Below are 23,847 nucleotides of genomic sequence, written 5' to 3' on the forward strand. Positions count from 1 at the left end.
CTAGTAGTGGCTAATAGCCACGTCAAGCATGTAGAGGTTTTGCGTAAGATGGAATTAATACAAGATTAGATTAGATGGTGAGCAAATGAGAAAATGGTTAGTGAATTTGCGGAAAGAAAAGAACATGACACAGGCACAGGTAGCGGGAGCGGCTTTTATAGACAGGGGGTATTATGCTCAAATCGAAACGATGAAACGTCACCCGAGCCCTGAGGTTGCCCTTAAAATTTCCAAGGTACTGGGCTTTAACCCTGCAAATTTTTATTCCGAACACATTAGTGAGCCTTTTAATATTACCCTGGAAGATTCACCGGTAACAGTGGCTCAGTGCGACCTGGATTTACGATATACATGGATTTTTAATCCGCCACCTGATTTTGCGCCATTTTCAGCAATTGGAAAACGCGATGATGAATTGGGTTACCACCCCGGCTCTATGGAATTTATGGAATTAAAGCGTCAGGTTATTCAAACAAAGGCACCTTTAAGGAAGACCATTCACTACTCGTTATCAGACGGGCTTCATACGTATGATATATTTGGCAAGCCCTTGTTTGATGCAAAGGGGAACATTGTGGGGGCAGCCATGATTTGCACGGATCTGACCCAAATCTTAAAAGACAATGATAGAGATAGGGGAGATGCAAATGAGAAGGTTAAAAATCGATGAAGTGGCTCAATTGACGGGTCTTACAAAACGAACCATACGCTATTATGAAGAGATAGGCCTGTTTCGCACACCTGAGCGAAGCCATGGGAAAATACGGTTGTACACCGAAGAAGATGTGGAACATATCAAAAGGGTGATGGACGCAAAAGAAATCCTTGGTTTTTCCCTTCAGGAGCTTCAGGAGTTTTTATCCTTAAAGGAGCGGGTTACTTCTCATAAATTTCACTATCAGAAAGCATCGGAACAAAAGGATAAAGAACAGGATCTGGCTGAAATGGCTGCAGGCCTGACAGAGCAAGCCTCCATGCTTGAGGAGAAAATGAAAAAAATGCTTGCTTTTCATCAAGAACTGACAGAGCTTATTCAGAAAGTCGACCGGCTTTCTTCAAAAATGACGAATGAAAAGAATCTGGCGTGAGCCGGATTTTTTTCGTTCCCGGGAGAAAACTTCAACGATCAAAAAATGGAACAGAAGGCGGATATACGGTCAAGTTATCTTTTGCTAAAATTACGGTGAAACGTTTCGATAAAATCGAATTTGCAAAGGAGAACTCATGAAAAAAATTGTCTTCACTACTCTTGCCGTATTATTTGCCCTGTTTTCTGCTCTGCCTGTTGGTAATGTTCATGCCTCGGAACAAAGTAAGTCTTCTTTTCAGAAAGAATTGAAAACGATTGCAAAAGATACTTACAGCTTCTTTGAGCAGTATACCGATTCCAAAACAGGACTGACGAGCGACATTGTTCGATTAAATGATGGAAAAGTGGAAGAAGCAAAGCATACATCTCCAACCAATATTTCCATGTATATGCTCAGTACCATTTCAGCAGAAAAAATGCACATGATTTCAAGGAAGGAAGCGGTTCTGCGCCTGAAAACCACACTCCACACGCTTGATCAACTGAAAAAATGGAATGGCCTGTTCTATAATTGGTACAACACAGATGGCACATTAAAAACCGATTGGGGCCAATTTATTTCACAAGTGGATAACAGCTGGCTGACCGCCGGGCTTATCACAACTGGACAGGTTTATAAAGAGCTCTATCCCCAAACAAGCAGGCTTGTGAAAAAAATGGATTATTCGACTCTCTATGATCCTGAGGTAGGACAGTTCCGGGGGGGATATGATGTGGTGACCGGAAAGTTAACGGATCACCACTACGGAATGTTTTACACAGAACCGCGGCTGGGAAGCTATATCGCTATTGGGAAGGGAGATGTGCCGCGTGACCATTGGTGGAAAATGTACCGCACACTTCCTAAAGAATGGGACTGGCAATCACAAATTCCTGAAGGCCCGACTGTTGAGTATGATGGAGTTCCTGTTTTTGAAGGACATTACGAATACAAGGGAAAAAAGTATGTACCAAGCTGGGGCGGCAGCATGTTTGAAGGCCTGATGCCCGGACTTGTATTAAATGAAAAGAAATACAGCAAAAACGCTTTAGGACTAAACAACGCCCGCCATGTACAACTGCAAATTGCATTTGCCAAAGAAAAGGGATACCCGGTTTGGGGGTTCTCGCCGTCGGCCACTCCTGATGGCTATAGTGAGTTTGCGGCAACACCGCTTGGAACATCAGGATATAAGGATGATGGCACAGTTACGGCGCATGCGTCCTTTTTAGCCCTTGATTATGCTCCGGATGCAGTGGCGAAAAATATAAATCAACTTCGGAAAATGAAGGCCTATGGCAAGCATGGCTTCTACGATTCATTAAGTGTAAAGAGCGGAGAAGTGGCTAAAGCGTATTTGGCACTTGATCAGGGGATGATCATGGTATCCATTGCCAACCATGTCCAGCACGGTGTGATCCGTCATTATTTTCATAGCGACCCGATCGCCAGGAAACCTGTTGATCTGCTCAAGAATGAAGTCTTTTCCATAAAGTAATATTGAATAAAGCGCAAACCACATGAGGTTTGCGCTTTTTTTAACGTTATTTCATTCCCGAGATGGTGTAGCCCTCGATAATGTGCTTTTGGAACAGCATGAAAATGATAACAATAGGAACGACCATAAACGTTGAACCGGCCATCTGAAGGGCGAAATTTCCGCCATACTGTCCCTTGAGCAAGGAGAGCCCGACAGACAGGGTGTACAGGTTTTCGTCGTTGGCAATGATTAATGGCCATAAGAAGCTGTTCCATCCGGCAATAAAAGTAAGAATTCCCTGAACCGCCAAAATTGGTTTGGAGATCGGCAGAATGATTTGTAAAAACAGTCTGAATTCACTTGCTCCATCAAGTCTCGCTGCTTCGAGAAGCTCATCTGGGATGGTTGACATGAATTGGCGGAACAAGAAGATACTAAATGCTCCAACCAAACCGGGAAGTACAATCCCTGCCATGGTGTTGGTCAGGTGAAGCTGGTTTAAGATCAAATAGACAGGAATCATGGTCACCTGTCCTGGAATCATCATGGTTGCCAGTACGAGATAAAACAATTTTTCTCTGCCTTTAAATTTATACTTGGCAAATGCATAGCCGGCCATGGCATTTAAAAACAAGCCAACGAAGGAACAAAGCACCACGATAATGGTGTTGCGCAGATATATGGTAAAATTCATGTTTTCAAACAGGTTAACAAAGTTCTCCAGTGTAAATTCCTTTGGCAGGAAGGTTGGAGGAATCTGCATGACTTCCATTTCCGGTTTAAATGCGGAAAGGATCATCCAGATAAAAGGGATCGAAATAAGAAATCCGCCGAGGGCCAGAATAATTCCGGTAATCCATTGCTGCATCCTGTTTGTTCTGCGGGCTTTTACTGATGATTTCCTTTGCGGTTTTGCTTTTACAGAATTTAGCTTCATGGTTTCCATATTAATAGTCCACCTCTTTTTTCTGCAATCGGAACTGAAGCAGGGTTATGACGATAATGGCGATAAACAGGATGAATGAACCTGCTGCAGCATAGCCGAAATTGCTGAGCTGAAAACCGTTTCGATAGATGAATAAAGCGACGGATGTAGTGCTGTCCAATGGACCGCCCTTGGTCATAACAAGCGGCTCCTCGAAGAATTGAAGCCAGCCGATCATCGTTGTAATCGAGACGAAAAAGATGGCATAGCGCAGGAGCGGAATCGTAATTTTCGTCAGTTGTTTCCAGTTGGTAGCCCCGTCCAGCTGTGCGGCTTCATAGTAGGTCTTCGGAATACCTTGCAGAGCCGCCAAAAAGATAATCATGTTCACCCCGACGCCTCTCCAAACCGCGAGTGCGATCAATGAAACCTTGGACATGGTCGGATCGGTCAGCCATGGAACGGATGGCAGGTGAAGAAAATTCAGCACGTAATTAAACAGTCCAAGCTGTGGATTGTACAGATAGCTCCATACCACGGCCACAGCCACGACGTTTGTTATGGAAGGCATATAGAAGATGACTCGAAAGGCTCTGAATATACGGGCCTTTCCGAAATTGATCAAAAGCGCAATTGCCAACGAACAAATGATGACCAAAGGGACACCAATGATAACGTAAAACAGGGTGTTAAACAGGGATTTCATGAAAATAGGATCTTTAAAAACCTCGAGGTAATTTTCAAGGCCGACAAAGCGAATGCTCGACCAGTCCCCAAGGCTCTCAAGGCTGATATCGGTAAAACTGATGACAAGAGCCACCACAATGGGGAATAAGGAAAATAAACCTAAAAGAAGCAGGGCTGGGGCAATGAAAAAATAAGGCGTTTTAGTATTCAGAGCTTTCATAATGAGCTCCTTTCTTTACATTGTTTCTGTGGCAGTAAAGGGATAACTAGCAGAAGTTTCTGCTAGTTATCTGGTTTGAGGCTTTATTTATTTAATAGTTCTTCGGATTTTTTGTTAAAGGCATCCATTTCCTTTTTGGCAGTTGTTTTGCCCCGATAGATTTTCTCAAAAGAGCTCAAGTAGGCCTGAGCAATTGGCTCCCATTGCTTAATAACAGGCATAGGCTTTGATTCCTTCATCTGTTCTCCAAATGTGGTGTAAAAGTTATCTTCCTTCAATGACTTGTCTTCCCAGGCTTTTTTCGCAGCAGGCAGGGAATTGGTCATATTCATCCACTTAAGCTGGGTTTCGGGTTTGCTCATGAATGACAAGAATTTCAGTGATGCATCCTTTTGCTTCGTATACTTGAAAACAGAAAGGTTGGATCCTCCGAGTGATGACAGGTTATTTTCCTTTTTAGGGAGAACAGCAGTGGCCCATTTTCCTTTAAGGTCGGGCGCCTGGTCGTTAATCAGCTTAACCATCCACGGTCCGCTGATGAACATTGGCAGTATTCCATCGCCCCGGAAGCCTTGAACGATATCAAGTCCAGAATCTTTTGGTGCAGAACCGTTTTTAAAGAAGCTGTTTAAATAGTCCACTGCTTCAACAAATTTGGGATCATTAAAATGCGGTTTACCTTTGCTATCCAATAATTCTGCTCCGTTTTGGCGGGCAAACATGAAGCCTAAGCTTTGCTCCTTCGTATCGAGGCTGATGCCGTACTTGTTATCTCCACGTTCCGAAAGCTTTTTCGCAGCTGTACTAAGTTCTTCCCACGTTTTTGGAGCCTCATTAAAACCGGCTTTCTTTAACAGGTCAGTACGGTAAAATAGAACACGTGTATCAATATACCAGGGAACACCGACGGTTTGATCTTTGTATTTCGTTGTTTCCACAGAACCTTCATAGTAATTTACCGGATCAAGCTCCGGATACTTTTTCACATACGGTTTTAAATCCAACAGTGCATTAGCTGAACCAAACTCTGGAATCCACGTGGTTCCCATTTGCACAACATCCGGGCCTTTTTTCGCTGCAACTGCCGTCAAAAGCTTATCATGGGCGGTTTCCCAGGGAATTGCCTGTACCTTTACATCGATCTTGGGATTTTCCTTTTCAAATGCTTCGGCAATCTTTGGCAAGGACTTGGCTTCTTCACCCATTCCCCATACATTAATGACAGTTTTTCCACTGCTGGATGAACCGGACGAACAGCCTGTAAGTGCTCCAGTCAGCAGCAGGGTGCCGGCCAAGGAACCAACCATCAGCTTTTTGTTCAGTTTTGGTAACCAGTTTTTCATATTTTTGCTCCCCCTATATGGTTGTTTTTTTACGCCAAGGTCTTAAATGCTATTTTAAAAATGTTAACAATAAAGTGAAACGTTTCTATTAATGGTAAAAAAATATAGTTGCTTTTTTTAAGCTGAATTATTGAAACGTTTCGACAGGGATATTATAATCCAATATGTAATCGTTTACAACACAAATTTCATTTTTCGATTGAAAAAAATAAAAATTCAAATTATTTAGTGTAGACCATTCCTTATGTGGCAAGGGATTGGGCGATCCCATACGGTGAAACGTTTCAATTGGGTTATTGACGCTTATTCTTTATCACCGCTATAATCCACTATGAATGAACATCGAAACGTTTCTATCAAAGTTTTTCACTATATATATGGGAGAAGGAGGAACAAGGATGGCAGATCTGTCGTTGCATTCCATTCTGGAACAAATGACATTAGAGGAAAAGATCGCACAGTTTATGCAGCTGGCTACTCCTTTTTTTGAAGGAGCAGAAGAACAGGGAGAAATTACAGGCCCTATGGCAGAAATGGGGATTACAGAAGAAATTGTAAAAAACAGCGGTTCAGTTCTTGGTGCATCTGGTGCCAAAGAGGTTAGGAGCATACAGGAAGCTTATCTGAAGAACAACCGCCTTGGCATACCTCTCCTGATTATGGCAGACATCGTACACGGATTTAAGACGATCTTCCCTGTTCCACTTGGAATTGGTTGTTCCTGGGACACGGAACTAGCAGAAAAAAGTGCAGAAATCGCAGCAAGGGAGGCAGCGGTTTCCGGTGTCCATGTCACCTTTGCGCCAATGGTTGATCTAGTCCGGGACCCAAGATGGGGAAGGGTAATGGAATCAACGGGGGAAGACCCTTTTTTAAACAGTGAATTTGCAAGAGCATTCGTAAGAGGGTTTCAAGGAAGAAATCTTGCGGAAGACACGGACCGTGTTGCAGCGTGTGTGAAACATTTCGCCGCTTATGGGGCAGCAGAAGGAGGGCGTGACTATAATACGGTGGACATGTCCGAACGCCAGCTCCGTGAAATGTACCTTCCTGCGTATAAAGCGGCCCTGGATGAAGGCTGTGAAATGGTCATGACGGCATTTAATACAGTGGACGGAATTCCTGCATCAGGAAATAAAAAGCTGATGCGGGATATTTTACGCGAGGAATGGGGATTTGAGGGGATTCTCATCTCCGACTGGGGAGCCGTCAAAGAATTGATTCCTCATGGCGTGGCGAATGGTGAGAAGGAAGCTGCCGAGAAAGCAATGAAGGCAGGAGTCGACATTGAAATGATGACAACCTGCTACGTGCATCATCTGAAGGAACAGGTGGAAAGCGGAACCGTTTCCGAAAATCTTATCGATGAAGCAGTACTTCGAATATTAACACTTAAAAATAAGCTTGGCCTGTTTGATCATCCTCATCGAGGAACCGATGAAAAAAGAGAACAAGAAGTGATTATGAGTGAGGAGCACCGTCATGTGGCAAGACGGCTTGCTGCTAAGTCATGCGTCTTATTAAAGAACGACGATATTCTACCGCTGCAAGCGGACAAAAAAGTCGCTTTGATTGGTCCGTTTGCGCAAAACGGAGATATTCTTGGTCCATGGGCTTGGAAAGGATCAAGAGAAAAAGCGGTACAGCTTTATGACGGAATCGCCAAGAGAGAAGGGGCTGGCTCTATATCAGTTGCCAAAGGGTGTGATGTCGCTGCCGGGACTGAAGATGAGTTAAATGAAGCACTTGCGGTGGCAGCCGAAGCAGAGGTTATTATCCTTGCCCTCGGTGAGAGTTCGGAGATGAGCGGAGAAGCTGGAAGCAGAAGTGATATCAGACTGCCGGAGATTCAAAGGAAGCTTCTTGCAGCGATCAGCAAACTGGGTAAGCCAACAGTTGCGGTACTGTTTAACGGACGCCCGCTGGATCTGACAGATGTATCTCAGCAGACCGATGCCATACTCGAAGCCTGGTTCCCGGGAACAGAAGGAGGCCATGCCATAGCCGACCTGCTGTACGGAATTGAAAATCCGTCAGGAAGGCTGACCATGTCATTTCCACACTCCGCCGGACAGGTTCCAGTTTATTACAACTGTTTTAATACCGGCAGGCCGCAGGGAGCACCGGATGCCCAGGAACGCTATGTTTCACAGTATCTCGACATACCGAATGAAGCACTCTATCCATTTGGTTACGGGCTCAGTTACTCTTCTTTTACGTATGATGAGCCTGTTCTGTCGAGCGGTACGCTAAAAGTTGGAGAAACCATTGACGTAACGGTCAGGGTAACCAATACAAGTGAGCGCGAAGGTGAGGAGACCGTACAGCTTTACGTAAGAGATCTGTCCGGGGAAGTGGTTCGGCCACTGAAAGAACTGAAAGATTTCGCAAAGCTCACATTTAAACCTCGTGAAACGAAGGAAGTTACCTTTACGCTGAGAGAAGAACAGCTTCGTTATCATCATTCTGATTTGCAGTTTACGAGCGATCCCGGGGATTTTATCGTTTATGTCGGCCCGAACAGTGCGGAACTTAAAGAACAACCTTTTAAGCTAATCAACTAACTTTAGAAGATTTGAGGGGAACCCATGACCACCAAAACAAAGTCTACTTTTAAGATTCAGGCAGGAAACACTACTTTTACCTTTTGGAACAGCGGTGACTTGTTCGAAGCGGCTAACCAGGGGATTATGATTAACCAATGGCAGTCGAACCCCATTGACGGAGGATTGAACAACCTTTATTTACGGATTCATAAAACGGAAGGGATAACAGCATTTCCCCTGCTAGGCAGCCAGTCAAAGAGCAGGGTAAAGTATTCAAACTCCCAGGTTATTTGGGAAGGAACAGCGGACGGCATTGCTTATACCGTTACCTTTTCTCTGACCGAGAAGGGTATTTGGTTTTGGGAAGTTGAAACAAAAGGTGAAGCGGTTGAGATTGACGTGATATATGCGCAGGATATTGGTCTTGCCGATAAAGGAACTGTCCGGACAAACGAAGCTTATGCTTCGCAGTATGTGGACCACAGCGTATATCATGACGAGGAAAAAGGATTCGTTGTCTGCTCCCGCCAAAACCAGCCGAGTTCCACTGGCTTCCCTTATCTGCAGCAGGGTTCATTAACAAAAACAGCAGGCTATTCCACAGATGGCTTTCAATTCTTCGGCTTGTCCTATAAGGAGACCAATGAGCCTGAGGCATTAAAAGCAGAACAGTTGGCAAATGAAAACTATCAATATGAATTTGCCTATACCGCGCTTCAATCGGAACGAGTATCGCTTTCAGGAAAAGAGCGTTTTGTTTTTTACGGGCTTTTTAAAGAGAATCACGAAAACGCGGTAACACAACTGGAGTTCAAGGAAGAAATCGAAGGCATGTGGAGGAACGTTCAGTCGCTTCCCTTATTGACCTTTGAAGAGGCTGCAGATGTAAACCGGTCATCAGCGTTTGGCCGGCCACTGCAAACCTTGCCGTTGAGTGCTGCCGATATAGACGAACTCTTTCCAGAGCGGCAGATGGAAGAATACGAGGGGGACGAGCTGCTTTCCTTCTTTACGAAAACGCATGAACATGTTGTGTTTAAAGAAAAAGAGATGATGGTAGAACGCCCGCACGGCCATATTCTTGTTTCAGGAAACAACGTGGGGATTACTGAAGAAGTGATCACCTCCACTTCCTATATCTATGGTGTATTTAATTCTCATATTGTAAAGGGCAACACGTCTTTCAATAAAATGATGACAAATACAAGAAATCCATTGAATGTGATGAAAACATCCGGTCAGCGGATATATGTCGAACAAAACGGAGAGTTCCAGCTGCTTACCATGCCCTCCCTCTTCGAAATTGGGTTCAACTATGTGCGCTGGTATTACAAAACAGATAAGGATACGCTGAAGATAACCAATTATACAACTGTATCTTCCCCGGAAATTAACTTGGAAGTGCAGTCATTGAACGGAGAAGCTTACCGATATCTTGTTACTAACCAAATCTCCATGAATAATAATGAATATGTAGTGGAATACAGCATGGAAACACACGGAAATGTTCTTACGTTTAAGGCGGGAAGCGAAGCTGACAGCGCAACCGTTTATCCTGGGCTGAGGTATGATCTGCATGTCACGGGGACTGATTTTTCAGTGAGAGATGAACGAGTGTTTGGAGCTGACTTGGAGCCGGGTTGCAGCTCCCTGGTCGTACTGGAGCTTCAGAAGACAGCGAACTGGAAGCTATCTGTTCAGGGACAGCTTCATGACGGGGAGCCTGTGTTTGAAATTCGAGATATTGATGAAGAGATTCAAGCGTTCCGCGAATTTTATCAATCCATTAACAATGGCTTTAACTTAACCCTCACAGGGTATGACAGTGAAGAGATCCAAAAAGTCAATTCTATTTCCTGGTGGTACACGCACAATATGCTCATCCATTATTCTGTACCGCACGGTTTGGAACAATATGGTGGAGCGGCATGGGGAACACGGGATGTCTGCCAGGGACCGGCTGAATATTTCCTGGCGACACAAAACCATGAAGCGGTTCGGGAAATTATTCAAACGGTTTATTCACATCAGTATGAAAGTACAGGCACCTGGCCGCAGTGGTTTATGTTTGACCGCTATTCTCATATTCAGCAACATGAAAGCCATGGGGATATTATTGTCTGGCCGTTGAAAGCCCTCAGTGATTATTTAAAGGCTACCAACGATTTTGGACTGCTTGAAGAGTTGGTCCCGTATACAGCAGAGAACGGTAATTTTACAGAGACGGCAGTTCCGCTTTTTGACCATGTGAAAAAGCAAATTGCCTATATCAAAGATCATTTTCTCCATGGGACGTTCCTGTCGTCGTACGGAGATGGAGACTGGGATGATACCCTGCAGCCTGCCAATGCACAGTTGAAACAATACATGGTGAGCAGCTGGACCGTTTCTCTTACCTATCAGGTTCTTTCGCAATTCGCTTCCCAGCTTCGTTCTGTCAATGAGGAGGAGGCTGCCTTCTTGGAAAGCATGGCTAAAGGTATTAAACAAGACTTTAATACGCATATCCTTTCTGCTGGCACTATCCCTGGTTTCCTGTACATGGAGGAGCCGGGAAAAGTGGAATGGATGCTGCATCCAACGGATGAAAAAACAGGTATTCACTATCGTCTCCTCCCAATGACACGCAGCATGATCAGCGAATTGCTGAGTCCGGAGCAGGCTGCCCATCATTATGAGTTAATAGAAGCCAACATGCTCTGCCCGGATGGAGTGAGGCTGATGAATCGTCCTGCCCACTATGCAGGCGGTGTGAGCACCCGGTTTAAACGGGCCGAGCAGGCCGCGAACTTCGGGAGAGAAATTGGGTTACAGTATGTTCATGCTCACATTCGATTTGTGGAAGCCATGGCGAAGCTTGGCAAATCGGAGCATACATGGGATGGTTTGGCAATGATCAACCCGATTACGATTCAGCAAGTCGTCCCAAATGCAGAAAGACGGCAAAGCAATGCCTATTTCAGCAGCTCGGACGGCAAATTCAATACACGTTACGAAGCACAGGAGCGGTTTAACGAGCTGAAAGATGGTTCCGTTCCCGTAAAAGGCGGATGGCGAATCTATTCAAGCGGCCCGGGAATCTTTATGAACCAGCTTATTTCCAATTGTCTCGGCATCAGGCTGGAAGATTGCGCGGTTATTATGGATCCGGTGCTGCCTGACAGGCTGGATGGCCTGGTATTTGACTATCATGTCAACCATCTTCCTGTCTCCTTCCGTTATGATTTAAGCGGAAGCCAAAAGAGCGGTATTTGGATTAACGGAAAGGAAGCAAAGTCAGAAGTCCTTTCCAACCGTTATCGAACAGGTGGTTTTAAAATCAGTCTTGACGAATTCAATGCGGCTTGCGATTCAGCCAAAGAAATCAATATTATTGAGATAAGAATATAAGGTGCACCAGTGCTCCTCAATGACAAAAATGACCATAGGTGTGTGAACATTGTATAATAGAGATAACGTTTTCACGACAGATTGGAGTGTGCCCGGGTGGTCAGTATTAAAGATATTGCGAAACAAGCTGGCGTTTCCATTTCCACGGTTTCGTATGCGTTAAATGGAAGTCAGAAAGTAACACAAGAAACTACAGCGAAAATTTTAGCCATTGCAAAAGAATTGAATTATATCCCCAATGCAGCGGCACGGACACTGAAGAAACGGGAAACCAAGATTGCCGGGGTATATTTAACCAATTACAGCGGTGCCTTTTATGGCGAACTCCAGCAAGGCATGCTTGATCAGCTTGCTCACCACGGCTATGAACTGATCGTTTGCAGCGGAAAGGAATCCCACCGGTTTCTGCCGGAAGGTATGATCGATGGAGCTATTATTCTCGACGCCCATTTTTCCAACAAGGAATTGCTCAGTTACGCAGACCGTGGACATAAACTTGTTGTTCTTGACCGTGAGCTGCAGCATGAAAACATCACCCAGGTACTGTTGGATAATAAGACAGGAGCAAAGCTTGCGGTTGACCATGCGGCGGAACTTGGCCATAGAAAGCTCTATATCGTGACAGGTCCGAAGGGTTCCTTTGATTCCAGCCAGCGTCTTCAGCAGGCATTGCTGACGGCTGAAAAGAACGGCATGGAGTGTACGGTCATTCAGGGGGACTTTAATAAAGCTTCTGGAGAACAAGCGGGTAGAAAAATGATGGAAGAGTATTCCGGACCGGCCGCGGCATTTTGTCTGAATGATGAGATGGCCATCGGCATGTACAATGCCTTATCCGGCACAGCATACAACGTTGGAGAGCATGTTCATATTATCGGCTTTGATAACATTGAAGTTGCGCAGTATACTCATCCGCGCCTTACCACGATTGATTATTCCAAACGTGAATGGGGAGCAGCAGGAGCTGAACAGCTGATCAAACTGATTAAAAAGGAGTCATCTTCACATAAAAAAGTTGGGGTCACATTGTCAGAAGGAGAATCCATCCGCCGGCTTTAATGGGAAAAGGAAGGTACAAGTGAGTACCTTCCTTTTCATATTTAAAATTGGTTGGGAAACTGCTTGACGATTCCTTCGGTAATGGTGTCAGCCATTTTAATAATATGATCTTCGCCCAAGTCGTACGCTTTAATATCGCCTTCCCAGTTCTGTTGGTGTCTGGTGATCACCTGATCGGTTACAAATTTAAGGTGGGTGTATAACAGCTCCTTCAACCCGCTTTCTGTCCAGTTTGGATTGGCTGAACTTAAGAAGCGTGCAATGTCATCCGCATTTTTATACCATTCTGTGTTGTACTTTTTTGCATTGGCTTGATTCCCTGATTTGACGGCATCCACCAGCTTTCCAGCAATCAGAATATGATCTGTCAGAAGGCTGGCCAGCTTGTTGCCTGCCCTTTCACCATAATAGGGCTTAATCGCATTTCCAAGATCTTTCTGGTTTTGCAGGAGACGTTTCAGCACCAGGTCCTGATCTTTCAGTCCGGCAAGGGCGCTGACGATATAGCTTCTTGTCCAGGTGATATGGTCAATCCATAGCTTCCGCATATCCCCCTGCAGTTTGACGTGTTTCGGACTAAGACATTCCTGCTGGATGCGCTCAGGTGCTTTGGCCTGGGCTTGGATGGGTGAGAAGAATAACAGAGCAGCAAGCAAAGGAACTAACGGTTGAATAAAGGGTTTTTTCATGATTATTCCTCCTTTAATGTGTTTGTAAATTTATTTTGGGGAATTTCTCCTATTTTTATGAATGATTATTGAGTTTTTTACTATAATTGGATATTATGGAAGTAATTCAATTCGGAAGGGTGTAAAGGGCGATGAACAACTAATCTTATTCTTTAAAAAATTCGTATCAGTCATTACGTTAATTTTTTTTCTGGATAGGATTCAGTTTGGCCTTTTATTGTCTGCCCAAAAAGAAACATACGATGAACCCGTGTGTTCTCTGCCTTTTTGCGGCAAAAGAGCCTCCTGTCCAGAAAAACGGATCAGGAGGTTTTTTTATGAACGAAAATTCAGTCCAAGAAAAAGCGGGCATGGGTGCCCTGTTTCAAAATAGGGTTGTGCGCACCATTCTTCTGTCGGTGTTCTTTCTTCAGATTGGAATTTGGGTAAGGAACTATTCCATATTGCTATATGTCATTGAAAAGACCAATGAAAACCCAGTAGCCGTTTCTTTGATATCCGTGGCCGAGTTTGCCCCGATCTTTCTCTTTTCTTTTATCGGGGGAACATTTGCTGACCGATGGAAGCCGAAACGGACAATGGTATGGTGTGACCTGTTAAGTGCCATCTCTGTTTTCGTGGTTTTATTGACGCTGTTGTTCGGCAGCTGGAAGGTCATTTTCTTTGCGACACTTGTTTCTTCCATCCTCTCGCAGTTTTCCCAGCCATCCGGCATGAAGCTGTTTAAGATTCACGTGCCTACTGAGATGGTCCAAATGGGTATGTCGATGTATCAGACCATTTTTGCGTTGTTTATGATTCTTGGTCCCATTGTGGGAACGTTCGTCTACCAGCATTTTGGCATCATGACAGCCATAGGGGTGATGGGCGTGGCATTCTTGTTATCTGCTGCCATTCTTCTGATGCTTCCCGCCGACCGCACGGAAAAACAAAGCACCGTAAAAACAACATTGGTGCAGGAGATGAAAGACGGGTTTCGATATGTGCTGAAAAGCCGGCCGTTGACACTGCTTGGCGGATGTTTCGCGGCAGCCGGCTTAGCGATCGGCCTTACACAGCCGCTCGGTGTCTTTATCATCACTGAACGTCTTGGTCTTCCAAAGGAAGAGCTTCAATGGCTGATGGCCGCTTTTGGCATCGGTATGATTCTCGGTGGGGGAATCACCATGGCGCTTTCCAAAAAAATGCTGCCACAGGTATTGCTGGCAATCGGATTGGCTGCAAGCGCGATTGGTTTTATCGGGATGGGGTTGTCCACGTTCTTTTGGCTTACGCTGTTCGCCCAGTTCTTTTCCGGGTTGTTCATGCCGTGCATCCACATTGGAATCAACACCATGATTCTGCAGAATACGGAAGAAGCTTTTATCGGGCGTGTGAACGGAATACTAAACCCGCTGTTTATGGGGGCGATGGTCATTACCATGTCAGCCGCCGGCTGGATGAAAACGCATTTGTCCATTGTCCTGATCTACCAGCTGAGTGCGCTTCTTCTGTTTGTGGGAGTGGTAACTTTGCTTCCGATTATGAAAAAACGCATCATCCAGCAGGAAATCAAGGGAGAACTATAGAAAAATGGAACGCCTGGACCTTTGTCCGGGCGTTTTTTACCAATGCAGACGGTGAGATAAGGGGGGTTCGCGATGAAGCACGATCAGTTATATAAAGTATGGATTTGGCTGTTCGTTTCCACTATTATCATTGGATTGCTTACGGTATGGATTGATACACCTTGGATTAAAAAAGGGTTATGGGGAGTTCTCGTCCTTTTCAGTCTGGCAGCGAGCATCACGATATTTCGTAAATCAGAAAAGCGGTCTAAGGTAATTGATATAAAAGAAATTAAAAAAGAAAAGTAAATAAGGAGCTTGAATAATGCTGGAGAAACTACAATCCTTTGCAAAAAAAGATGAAGAGATCAGGGCGATGATCCTGAACGGCTCCCGGGTGGATGAAAAGGTGGAACCGGATATTTTCCAGGATTATGACGTGGTCTGTTTAACGACGGACGTAGCATTATATCGAGAAAACCGGCAATGGATCAATCAATTTGGCGAAATTATGATCATGCAAATACCCGATGAAATAAGCGGCTCAGAGGAAAAAACAGAAAAGTTCACTTTTCTGCTCCAGTTTGCGAATGGCCAGCGGCTGGACATCACTTTTTTTTCGGTGGGCAACCTGTCTAGCATGCAGCATGAAAGTTTAAGCAAGGTTTTGCTCGATAAGGACGGTCTGCTTGATGAATTGCCGCCTCCAAGCAACAAAGATTATGTTACCCTTCCTCCACTGGAAAAGGAATTTAGCGATTGCTGCAACGAATTCTGGTGGGTAAACACTTATATCGCGAAAGGGCTGTGGCGAAACGAGCTGCCGTACGCTAAAGCGATGTTTGAAGGTCCGGTGCGTGCTATGCTGATTCTTATGCTTCGCTGGCACATTGGCCAAAAGCACAATTTCTTGGTGGATTCAGGAAAGTCAGGCAAGTACTTTAAAAACTATCTCGAAAAAAAGATATGGAATCAATTTGTGAAGACCTATCCGGATGGCGACTATGAACACATGTGGGATGCTCTCTTTAATATGGGGAGCTTGTTTCGAAAGCTTGCCCGCGGGCTGGCAGACGATCTTGGCTTTACCTATAACGAGGAAGAGGATGCCAGGGTGACCGCTCATTTAGAGCATGTACGGAGACTCCCTTCAGATGCTAAATCCATTTATCCAAACAAATAATTTAAACATTCTGAACAAATATGATAGAACAGGAGTAAGAGGTGATAGCATGCAATATAAAAAACTGGGTAAAACAGGACTTGATGTGTCGTCCATTTGTTTGGGTACAATGGCTTTTGGACGCTGGATTGACGAGGAAGCGTCTCGTAACATCCTCTATCAGGCGATAGAAGAAGGGATTAATTTTATTGATACCGCCAACTATTACGGCAAGGGGCAGGACACGGAAGTACCCTATGGGACGGGCGAATCAGAAGAGATCATTGGCCGAGCACTGAAGGGAAGAAGAGAAGAGGTCGTATTGGCAACAAAGGTTGGCATACGCATGGGTCATGGCAAAAATGAATCAGGTCTCTCAAGGTCTCATATCCTGAAGGAAATTGACAGGTCCCTGATACGATTGCAGACCGATTATATCGATGTATATCAGGTTCATTTGTTCGATCCGAATACGCAGCTTGAAGAAACATTGCGAGCGCTGGATGATGTTGTCCGGAGCGGAAAAGTACGCTACATCGGCTGCTCCAACTATGCGGCATGGCAGATCATGAAAGCCCACGGAATCAGTGAAAAAATGAATCTTGAAAAATATGTTTCCGTGCAGCCGCAGTATAACTTGCTGTCAAGGGAGATTGAGCAGGAGCTGCTCCCGTTTTGCGAGTCTGAAGGAGTCGGGGTCATGGTATACAGTCCCTTGGCCAGAGGAATGCTTTCAGGCAAATACAAAAGCAAAGATGATGCTCCGTTGGACAGCCGTGCAGCCAAGGGAGAACGTCTCATCCAAAACTATTTCAACGAACGGAATTTCGAGCTTGTGAGCAAATACCGTGAACTGGCGGAAAAGAATGAGGTTAGCTTGTCTCAATTTGCTCTGTCCTGGGTGCTGAATCAGCCGGCAGTTACTTCCGCCATTGTCGGTGCTAGCAAACCGTACCATGTCACAGATGCAGTGAAAATCAGTGGCTGGAAGTGGTCAGCTGAATTATTAAATGAAGTAGAGAACATCAACTAGTTAAAGAGGAACATAGGCATGAAATTTAAAAAATTTCCCGAAATAGAAACCAGGCGGCTATACATGCGAAAGATGACAGTGGAAGATGCGCCGGCAGTTCTAAGTATTTATTCCGATCCATTGGTGGTAAAAGATATGGGGGAAGAGCCTCTCAAAAATATCGATGAGGCAGAAGAAATGATTACCTTCATGAATGATTTGTTTGATGTCAACAAAGGCTTCCGTTGGGGAATCATTTGCAAAGAAGATGATATTCTCATCGGTTCATGCGGCTACAACAGCTGGGAAACGGTCCGGGGTTCAAGGGGAGAGATCGCCTATGATCTGGGCAGGAAGTACTGGCGGCAGGGGTATATGACCGAGACACTGAAAAAAATGATAGAGTTTGGTTTTTATACAATGGATCTATATCGATTAGAAGCTTTTACGAATGTTGATGCGATACCATCCATGAATCTCCTTGAAAAGGCAGGGTTCAGGCAGGACGGTATTCTTCGCGGCTATGCATCGTTTCATGGCCAATTTTGTGATCAGCGGGTCTATTCCCTGATTAAACCCGATTGGGAAAAAACGAAATAGAAAGGTAAACAGCCCACTAGTTAAACTATAGTGGGCCGTTTAGATGCCTAAATTGTTATTATTGTTGTTTTTGGCTTGATGCAGAGCCCCTTCACGGATCGCATTTCCTTCGTCAGTGAGGTGATGATGGTTAGGAGTCATATTAAAGTTCTTTTTTCCTTTTCGTTCTAAGATCACGGCGAACAATAGGAGAATGACTGCTGGAGACAACACAATGATCCAAATCATCCAACTTTTCCTTCCTCTACATTTACTTATTCATCTTCTCACCATATTCGGAAACCGACAGGATTATTCCTTCTTTTTTTATCCTTTTATGTGAAAAACATCACATACAATGGTGTTAGCAATGTTTTAAGATCAAGATGTAACACAAGACAGAAGCGGAGGAGGAGTAACCAATGAAGCTGCAAATCCATGGTTCAAATCTTGAAGTTACAGACAGTATTCGAGCATATGCAGAGCAGAAGATCGGGGGAGCCGTTGAACATTTCTTTCCGGACCGTACTGGCATTAAATGTATCAAAGCAAAAACGAAATCACAGCATCCGAATTAAAGTCCATAAGGGACCATTATTTATTTCTGCCGAAGCGGTCACCGAAGATTATACTCTTCCATTGAGCTGACAGAAGAAAAATTGAAGAGGCAGTTTCGGAAATATAAAACAAAAATAAACAGAAAAACACGACGAGAAGTGCCGGAGAAAACTAACAAGGAATCAACCACAAAGCGCTAAAAAGATGAAGGTTAAGGAATTGCTTCTCATACCGATGAACGGTGATAAGGCAATTGACCAAATGAATCAGCAGGGCCACTCCTTTTTTGTTTTTTGTGATGAGAAGACTGATCAGGTTTGCGTCGCCTGCAAAATAAAAAATGAAGCTTACGGTATATTGGCTGCCAATACGGAATGAGGGGGATGTCTTATGAAGACCGTGTATAAACATATTCTCGTTGGATTGGATGGATCAAAGGCGTCAGAAAAAGCCTTTAAACATGCGGTAGAAGTGACGCTTGAACATAAAGGTGCAGAATTAATTTTGGCGCATGTGGTAGATACTAGAAACTTTTCTGCTAACGACTGGTATGTTTCCATGGCTGAACAGGCGCAGGAACATGGTGAAGAAATGCTGAGTGTTTTTGAAAAACAAGCGAAGGAGCTGGGGGTTTCATACGTGAAAAAGGTGCTGCAGCTCGGTTCACCTAAAGTAACACTTGCCAAGTCCATTGCACCTGAGGTTCATGCGGATTTAATTGTTTGCGGGGCAACGGGCATGAATGTCATTGACCGGGCATTTATAGGAAGCGTCTCTGAGCATACGACCCGATATGCCAAATGCGATGTGCACATCGTGAGGAATGATTGAAAAAACAGACGGCAAACCTGAGTGGAGTCTGCCGTCTTTCTATATTGCTTATCCATTCTTAGTATTCCGTGTTTGTCGTCTAAACTGAAAAATAAGGAAAATGAAAATAAGGAAATAGCTGCATAGGGTGGGCGCTAAAATTTTTGTAATGCTTTCGCCTGGCATCCATTTAGCAGCCAACTCAGGCAAATAGAGCATAGCGGGAATAATGATCGATAACCAGGTTTTGCTCCACACAGATATACCAATAAATATCAGGCAGGCGATAGCTGCACCAATCCCTTTTCCAATCATACCTTCGACCTCTACCACGGGGCTGCCTGCAAAGCGATCCAACCATAGAATTCCGATAAATAGGAGGGTAGACAGAAGACTTATTGCACCAAAAAGGCTCAACTCCACTTTTTTGCCAGGATTCTTTTTGGCGAGGAATTGAAAAAAGACCGTGATTAAAATGAACAACAGCAGATATGTGGCAGGATAGCCAATAAGTGCGTATAGCGAGTAGTTCAATGTTCCGTGAATGACATCACCAAGTAAGACATAGGCAAAAGCACCGGACATAACAAGAGGAAGCATTTTTGCCCAGCCTGCATAATCCGATGGCATTTCTTTCGCAATGGTTTCCATATAGGCTTGCGGAGATTGGCCAGTTATATTTTCGATCGACTTACCGTTCTTTTCTGCTTCTGTCAAATGGTCCTTCAGCTCTTGAACAATCTCCTCGATTTCAGCAGACTTTTTGCCGCATGAAAATAAATACAGCCGGAGGTTCTCTATAAACTCCTGGCTCTTTTGGGATAATGGCATTACGTTATTTCCTCCTTTACTTTGGTATGGTTTAACAGGTTGGAAACGCTGTTTGACAGCTGGAACCAACGTTCACGAAAATCTTTTAACTCCTTTACTCCTTTGGGTGTTAAGGAATAATATTTTCTTTTGGGTCCCGTCGGGGAAGGTTTCAAGGTAGTGGTAACAAGCTCCTCTTTTTTCATGCGAAGTAGAATCGGATAAATACTTCCTTCACTCACCATTGTAAATCCATAGGCTTCCAATTTTTCTATCATTTCGTAACCATAGATTTCTCCTTTTGAAATAACAGCCAAAAGGCACCCTTCCAAAACCCCTTTTAACATCTGGCTAGTAGACAACAGAGGGCCTCCTTTAAGACAAGGTATATTGCAATGCAAGATAGCAGAGGTAAAAAAAGAACGGTGCTATTATGTATGGCAAGATAGCTTCACTATATCATTCGTCCACTTCCAGTTCAACCTGTTTTTGGAAAAATAAAAAGATGAGGCACATTTTTCCTCATCTTTTTAGCTCTTGCTTTGTGATAAACTTCAAATCATATTTTACCGTAAATAAACCATCTGCTTTTAGAATTTTCAATGGAGTGTAGCCGCGTTGAATATCGGCATCTGTCCAGTCTAAGAAGGGTTTTTCAATTCCTTTGTTGTATACAATTAATTGGGAATACGAAACGGCTAGTTCATTTACCATTATAGAGAGGTGGAATTTATTAAGGCTGGATAAAGGAGAAGATACGATGGAAGTCCGAATACTTACTGCCGCAGATGCAGAAGAATATTGGAAATTAAGGCTAGAGGCACTGATGGTTTCGCCTGAGGCCTTTGCTTCAAGCTATGAAGATGCTGTGAAAAGGAAGAATGCGATTGAAAAGGTTAAGGAAAATTTTAAGGCAGAAGGCAGTTATACCTTTGGAGCATTCTCCGATGATGTCATGATTGGCATGGTGACACTCGTTAAGGAGAGTTACAAAAAGATGAGCCACAAAGCAAATATTTATGCCATGTATGTTACATCGCGCAGCCGGGGGCAGGGGACCGGAAAAGCCTTGATGCAAGCTGCAATCTCTAAAGCCATTGAAATGGAAGGCATTGAGAAGCTGAATCTTACCGTTGTATCAAGCAATGACCATGCAAAAAAATTGTATCAGCGTTTAGGATTTACCGTTTATGGAACGGAAACGAGAGCCCTGCAGGTAGATGGCGTATTCTATGATGAAGATCATATGGAATTGTTCGTTTAAATGAATAAGAGGCATCCGTGGTTAGCGGGATGCCTCTTTTCTTTGTATGGTGGTGATCGTTTCTTTATTTCTCTTTTTTTTGGAAGACAGGTATACTCCTGCAAAAATGATGAGCAATCCTACGATCAGGTTTGGCGTCACAGGCTCATTAAGAAGAACATATCCCCAGATCATAGCACTGGCCGGAATCAAATAGGTGACTGTAGCAGCGAACTCGGGACTGCCGTTTTTATTCAAATAAAAATAAATTAGCTGGCCGAGTCCGGAACCGAGACAACCGAGCCCCAGAACCGCGAGCATAGGTTTAGACTCAAGCAGTTGTTCAACATGGATGGGTTCTGTCAGCAAGACACCGACAAGGCCGGTAGCCGCTCCTGTAAGCAGCGTAAAAAACGTAATCGTAGCAACGCCGACACCGGATAAATATCGCTTTGTAAGTTGACCTGCTAAACCGTAGCAAATGGCAGCAAGGACCATGGTGCCAATTCCGACAAATTGAGTGCCGAACAGATGGCCGATTTGAAAATCCATAAGGACCAATATACCAAAGAAGCCAATTAGGATGCCGGTCCACTGCTGTTTATTCAATCGGTAGGAAAACAGAAAAAAACCAATCAATCCGGTCCAAATGGGAGTAGTGGCATTTAAGATGGATGCGGTATTGGACTGAATAACGGTCTCACTAAGGGAAATAAGCCCCCAAGCCAGCCCGCAGTTGAAAAATCCAGTAATCAAAAGCCATTTAATCGGAAGTTTTTTAGTAAAATCGGTTGTTTTTCTTAATACTACGGGTAAAAGGATAATGGCACCAGCCAGGGTGCGGATAAATACGACTCCCCATATTCCAGCTGGTTCCAGCAGCCATTTCATAAAGACAAAGGAGAGTCCCCAGATCAGGCTTAATCCAACCAGAGCTCCATACAAACGAATCATGTTTTACCTTCTCTCTTTTAGGTATTAATTTATATATCCTAATGGAAAATATTAAAAAAGGAAAGGACCCTGGTCTTTTTTACAAGAAACCTCATGGTGGTGTAAAATGGGAGGGCTTTTACCTGATTTACGACAAAAATGATATATAGGGGGCGGCTGAAGCATTGCCTTTCCTGTTTAGGTAATAAAATCCATAAAACAAACGAGTAGGCAAACGGTATCTTTTTTTGTTAAGATAAACAAAGTGAAATTTTAAAGTACTACTTTTTTTTCATGGAAATGAAGTAGTGGGGAACCATACTTTCATATGAAAGGGGTTTCTAAGAAAGGTGGAAAGAAGTTGGACGCTTATTTGCTTATTATTACTTTAGCAGCCATTGCCCTTGTTATTGTCGGGGTTTCTGTATTTAAGTGGCATGCGTTTATCAGTTTAACGGTTGCCAGTTTATTTTTGGCTTTAACAGCTGGTCTGTCACTTGACAAGATTGTAAGCGCGTACGAAACAGGGGTAGGAGGAGTCCTTGGACACCTTGTTGGAATTCTGGCGCTCGGAACCATTCTTGGAAAGATGATGGCTGAGTCTGGCGCGGGCATGCAAGTCGCCGATTTTTTTGTCCGCAAGTTCGGTGTGAAAAAATTGCCTTGGGCCATGTTATTCTCCGGCTTTATTATCGGAATCCCCGTTTTCTTTGAAGTAGGGATTCTGATTGTATTGCCGCTCGTAATTTCAATTCAAAAGACCACAAAACAAAACATTCTTCTGATTTCATTGCCTGTGATTGCAGGGTTGTCCATTGTTCACGGACTGGTTCCTCCGCATCCGGGTGCCCTTACTGCGATCAGCATTTATAAAGCAAACCTTGGTCATGTTTTAATTTACTCTCTTATTATCGCTATTCCCGCAGCCATCATCGCAGGGCCGCTTTTTGCGAAATGGGTGCACAAACGTGTGGTTCCGCAAGGGGAGCCTGAATTGATCCGTTTCAACACAAATTATAAAAAACTTCCGAGCACGGGCATTTCGTTTTTTATCATTTTGTTGCCTGTTCTCCTTATGGTCCTTGCGGCAGTGGCTCCTTACATGTCCATGCCAAAGGGATTTGAAAAGTTTTTAGCCTTTATCGGAAGTCCGGTGATTGCTCTCTTGATCTCAGTATTTGCGGCATTCTACTTCCTGGGCATTCGTCAGGGAATGGATAAAAATATGCTGAGAAAGTTTTCGGAAGAAAGCTTGATTCCTGTAGGTTCCATTATTTTGATCATTGGGGCTGGCGGCGGATTTAAACAAATTCTTATTGACAGCGGTGTCGGAGATACAATTGGCCAGATGTCTGAGAATTTATCACTTTCTCCGCTTGTTTTGGCTTTCTTGATTGCGGGACTGATCAGGATTGCAACCGGATCAGCGACCGTTGCACTGACCACTGCCGCCGGAATTGTATCACCAATTATTGAGCATATGTCCGGGGTTAATCTTGAGTTGCTTGTAATTGCAACGGGTGCAGGTTCCTTGATGTTCTCCCACGTCAACGATGCCGGTTTCTGGATGGTTAAGGAGTATCTTGGATTGACCGTTAATGAAACGTTCAAAACGTGGACAGTCCTTGAGACCCTGCTTTCTTTTGTCGCCTTTGCGGGTGCACTGATTCTCAATGCGTTTATCTAAATAACAGCAACAAGCCGTCAAAGATTTAGGCGGCTTGTTTTGTTTTTTACAGGTGTACGGGAAAGGATGAAAAAAACTGATGGCGCTGACCTCAGGA

The 23,847-nt window shown here is 44.1% G+C and carries 25 protein-coding genes; 16 read left to right on the top strand and 9 right to left on the bottom strand.

All coding sequences use genetic code 11. The features are described 5' to 3' along the window. Nucleotides 1-85 precede the first annotated feature (85 nt). From BLT53_RS02370 to BLT53_RS02380, 3 genes are all read left to right on the top strand, one after another. On the top strand, nt 86-670 hold the full coding sequence (locus tag BLT53_RS02370; RefSeq protein ID WP_090232489.1) for a helix-turn-helix domain-containing protein: 585 nt from the start codon (nt 86-88) through the stop codon (nt 668-670). Then, entirely contained in the window at nt 648-1,088 is a 441-nt protein-coding gene (locus BLT53_RS02375) for a MerR family transcriptional regulator (RefSeq protein WP_090232490.1), read from the top strand. The genes BLT53_RS02370 and BLT53_RS02375 overlap by 23 nt, the downstream gene beginning before the upstream one ends. 136 nt (nt 1,089-1,224) lie before the next feature. Then, a complete protein-coding gene (locus BLT53_RS02380; protein ID WP_090232492.1) occupies nt 1,225-2,568 on the top strand; it encodes a glucoamylase family protein in 1,344 nt (447 codons plus the stop codon). A 46-nt stretch (nt 2,569-2,614) separates the two neighbouring features. Here the strand turns inward: BLT53_RS02380 and BLT53_RS02385 are convergent, their stop codons facing one another. The 3 genes from BLT53_RS02385 to BLT53_RS02395 form a co-directional block, all read right to left on the bottom strand. Then, nucleotides 2,615-3,418, bottom strand: coding sequence for a carbohydrate ABC transporter permease (locus BLT53_RS02385; RefSeq protein WP_244520458.1), 804 nt, complete (start codon nt 3,416-3,418; stop codon nt 2,615-2,617). 79 nt (nt 3,419-3,497) lie between these two features. Then, nucleotides 3,498-4,382: a carbohydrate ABC transporter permease gene (locus BLT53_RS02390; RefSeq protein ID WP_090232495.1), complete on the bottom strand. Its 885-nt coding sequence runs from the start codon at nt 4,380-4,382 to the stop codon at nt 3,498-3,500. An 83-nt stretch (nt 4,383-4,465) separates the two neighbouring features. Further along, entirely contained in the window at nt 4,466-5,725 is a 1,260-nt protein-coding gene (locus BLT53_RS02395) for a sugar ABC transporter substrate-binding protein (RefSeq protein WP_170834201.1), read from the bottom strand. A 398-nt stretch (nt 5,726-6,123) separates the two neighbouring features. Here BLT53_RS02395 and BLT53_RS02400 point away from each other — a divergent pair, with 398 nt between their 5' ends. From BLT53_RS02400 to BLT53_RS02410, 3 genes are all read left to right on the top strand, one after another. Continuing rightward, the gene (locus BLT53_RS02400; protein WP_090232496.1) at nt 6,124-8,289 is read left to right on the top strand and encodes a glycoside hydrolase family 3 N-terminal domain-containing protein; all 2,166 of its coding nucleotides are present in this window, start codon (nt 6,124-6,126) and stop codon (nt 8,287-8,289) included. A 24-nt stretch (nt 8,290-8,313) separates the two neighbouring features. Then, nucleotides 8,314-11,661, top strand: a complete 3,348-nt coding sequence (locus BLT53_RS02405) for a GH36-type glycosyl hydrolase domain-containing protein (protein ID WP_090232498.1) — start codon at nt 8,314-8,316, stop codon at nt 11,659-11,661. Between the two features lie 96 nt (nt 11,662-11,757). Further along, the gene (locus BLT53_RS02410; protein WP_090232500.1) at nt 11,758-12,720 is read left to right on the top strand and encodes a LacI family DNA-binding transcriptional regulator; all 963 of its coding nucleotides are present in this window, start codon (nt 11,758-11,760) and stop codon (nt 12,718-12,720) included. 41 nt (nt 12,721-12,761) lie between these two features. Here BLT53_RS02410 and BLT53_RS02415 read toward each other — a convergent pair whose 3' ends face one another. Then, nucleotides 12,762-13,409: a glycosyltransferase gene (locus tag BLT53_RS02415; RefSeq protein ID WP_090232501.1), complete on the bottom strand. Its 648-nt coding sequence runs from the start codon at nt 13,407-13,409 to the stop codon at nt 12,762-12,764. Between the two features lie 317 nt (nt 13,410-13,726). On the opposite strand from BLT53_RS02415, the gene BLT53_RS02420 reads away from it, so the two are divergent. The 5 genes from BLT53_RS02420 to BLT53_RS02440 all read left to right on the top strand — a co-directional run bounded on the left by BLT53_RS02420 (nt 13,727) and on the right by BLT53_RS02440 (nt 17,730). Beyond that, on the top strand, nt 13,727-14,977 hold the full coding sequence (locus BLT53_RS02420) for an MFS transporter (protein ID WP_090232502.1): 1,251 nt from the start codon (nt 13,727-13,729) through the stop codon (nt 14,975-14,977). Nucleotides 14,978-15,049: 72 nt separating this feature from the next. After that, the gene (locus BLT53_RS02425; RefSeq protein WP_090232504.1) at nt 15,050-15,265 is read left to right on the top strand and encodes a hypothetical protein; all 216 of its coding nucleotides are present in this window, start codon (nt 15,050-15,052) and stop codon (nt 15,263-15,265) included. Nucleotides 15,266-15,281: 16 nt separating this feature from the next. Beyond that, nucleotides 15,282-16,139 carry an aminoglycoside 6-adenylyltransferase gene (locus tag BLT53_RS02430; protein ID WP_090232505.1) on the top strand — a complete coding sequence of 286 codons (858 nt, stop codon included), beginning with the start codon at nt 15,282-15,284 and terminating at the stop codon, nt 16,137-16,139. 49 nt (nt 16,140-16,188) lie between these two features. After that, nucleotides 16,189-17,151, top strand: coding sequence for an aldo/keto reductase (locus BLT53_RS02435; protein WP_090232507.1), 963 nt, complete (start codon nt 16,189-16,191; stop codon nt 17,149-17,151). Nucleotides 17,152-17,169: 18 nt separating this feature from the next. After that, entirely contained in the window at nt 17,170-17,730 is a 561-nt protein-coding gene (locus BLT53_RS02440) for a GNAT family N-acetyltransferase (RefSeq protein ID WP_090232508.1), read from the top strand. A gap of 39 nt (nt 17,731-17,769) precedes the next feature. Here BLT53_RS02440 and BLT53_RS02445 read toward each other — a convergent pair whose 3' ends face one another. Beyond that, nucleotides 17,770-17,958, bottom strand: a complete 189-nt coding sequence (locus BLT53_RS02445; RefSeq protein WP_090232511.1) for a hypothetical protein — start codon at nt 17,956-17,958, stop codon at nt 17,770-17,772. Between the two features lie 173 nt (nt 17,959-18,131). Between BLT53_RS02445 and BLT53_RS02450 the strand changes: the two genes are divergently transcribed. The 3 genes from BLT53_RS02450 to BLT53_RS02460 all read left to right on the top strand — a co-directional run bounded on the left by BLT53_RS02450 (nt 18,132) and on the right by BLT53_RS02460 (nt 19,098). Continuing rightward, nucleotides 18,132-18,287, top strand: coding sequence for an HPF/RaiA family ribosome-associated protein (locus BLT53_RS02450; protein ID WP_090232512.1), 156 nt, complete (start codon nt 18,132-18,134; stop codon nt 18,285-18,287). Between the two features lie 184 nt (nt 18,288-18,471). Beyond that, nucleotides 18,472-18,645, top strand: coding sequence for a sigma 54 modulation/S30EA ribosomal C-terminal domain-containing protein (locus tag BLT53_RS25750; protein WP_090232514.1), 174 nt, complete (start codon nt 18,472-18,474; stop codon nt 18,643-18,645). A 12-nt stretch (nt 18,646-18,657) separates the two neighbouring features. Then, nucleotides 18,658-19,098, top strand: a complete 441-nt coding sequence (locus BLT53_RS02460; protein ID WP_090232515.1) for a universal stress protein — start codon at nt 18,658-18,660, stop codon at nt 19,096-19,098. A gap of 48 nt (nt 19,099-19,146) precedes the next feature. Here the strand turns inward: BLT53_RS02460 and BLT53_RS02465 are convergent, their stop codons facing one another. The 3 genes from BLT53_RS02465 to comJ all read right to left on the bottom strand — a co-directional run bounded on the left by BLT53_RS02465 (nt 19,147) and on the right by comJ (nt 20,601). Then, the gene (locus BLT53_RS02465) at nt 19,147-19,908 is read right to left on the bottom strand and encodes an HAAS domain-containing protein (RefSeq protein ID WP_090232517.1); all 762 of its coding nucleotides are present in this window, start codon (nt 19,906-19,908) and stop codon (nt 19,147-19,149) included. Beyond that, on the bottom strand, nt 19,908-20,249 hold the full coding sequence (locus BLT53_RS02470) for a PadR family transcriptional regulator (protein WP_090232519.1): 342 nt from the start codon (nt 20,247-20,249) through the stop codon (nt 19,908-19,910). Before BLT53_RS02470 ends, BLT53_RS02465 begins: the two co-directional genes overlap by 1 nt. Before the next feature lie 160 nt (nt 20,250-20,409). Beyond that, on the bottom strand, nt 20,410-20,601 hold the full coding sequence (comJ, locus tag BLT53_RS25755) for a competence protein ComJ (protein WP_139168360.1): 192 nt from the start codon (nt 20,599-20,601) through the stop codon (nt 20,410-20,412). Between the two features lie 46 nt (nt 20,602-20,647). Between comJ and BLT53_RS02475 the strand changes: the two genes are divergently transcribed. Further along, a complete protein-coding gene (locus BLT53_RS02475; RefSeq protein WP_090232520.1) occupies nt 20,648-21,151 on the top strand; it encodes a GNAT family N-acetyltransferase in 504 nt (167 codons plus the stop codon). Nucleotides 21,152-21,172: 21 nt separating this feature from the next. Here the strand turns inward: BLT53_RS02475 and BLT53_RS02480 are convergent, their stop codons facing one another. After that, on the bottom strand, nt 21,173-22,084 hold the full coding sequence (locus BLT53_RS02480; RefSeq protein ID WP_090232522.1) for a DMT family transporter: 912 nt from the start codon (nt 22,082-22,084) through the stop codon (nt 21,173-21,175). Nucleotides 22,085-22,424: 340 nt separating this feature from the next. Between BLT53_RS02480 and BLT53_RS02485 the strand changes: the two genes are divergently transcribed. Then, nucleotides 22,425-23,750, top strand: coding sequence for a GntP family permease (locus BLT53_RS02485; protein ID WP_090232523.1), 1,326 nt, complete (start codon nt 22,425-22,427; stop codon nt 23,748-23,750). Nucleotides 23,751-23,847 lie beyond the last annotated feature (97 nt).

Origin of the sequence: Fictibacillus solisalsi (assembly GCF_900103485.1) — a bacterium.
GTDB lineage: Bacteria > Bacillota > Bacilli > Bacillales > Fictibacillaceae > Fictibacillus_C > Fictibacillus_C solisalsi.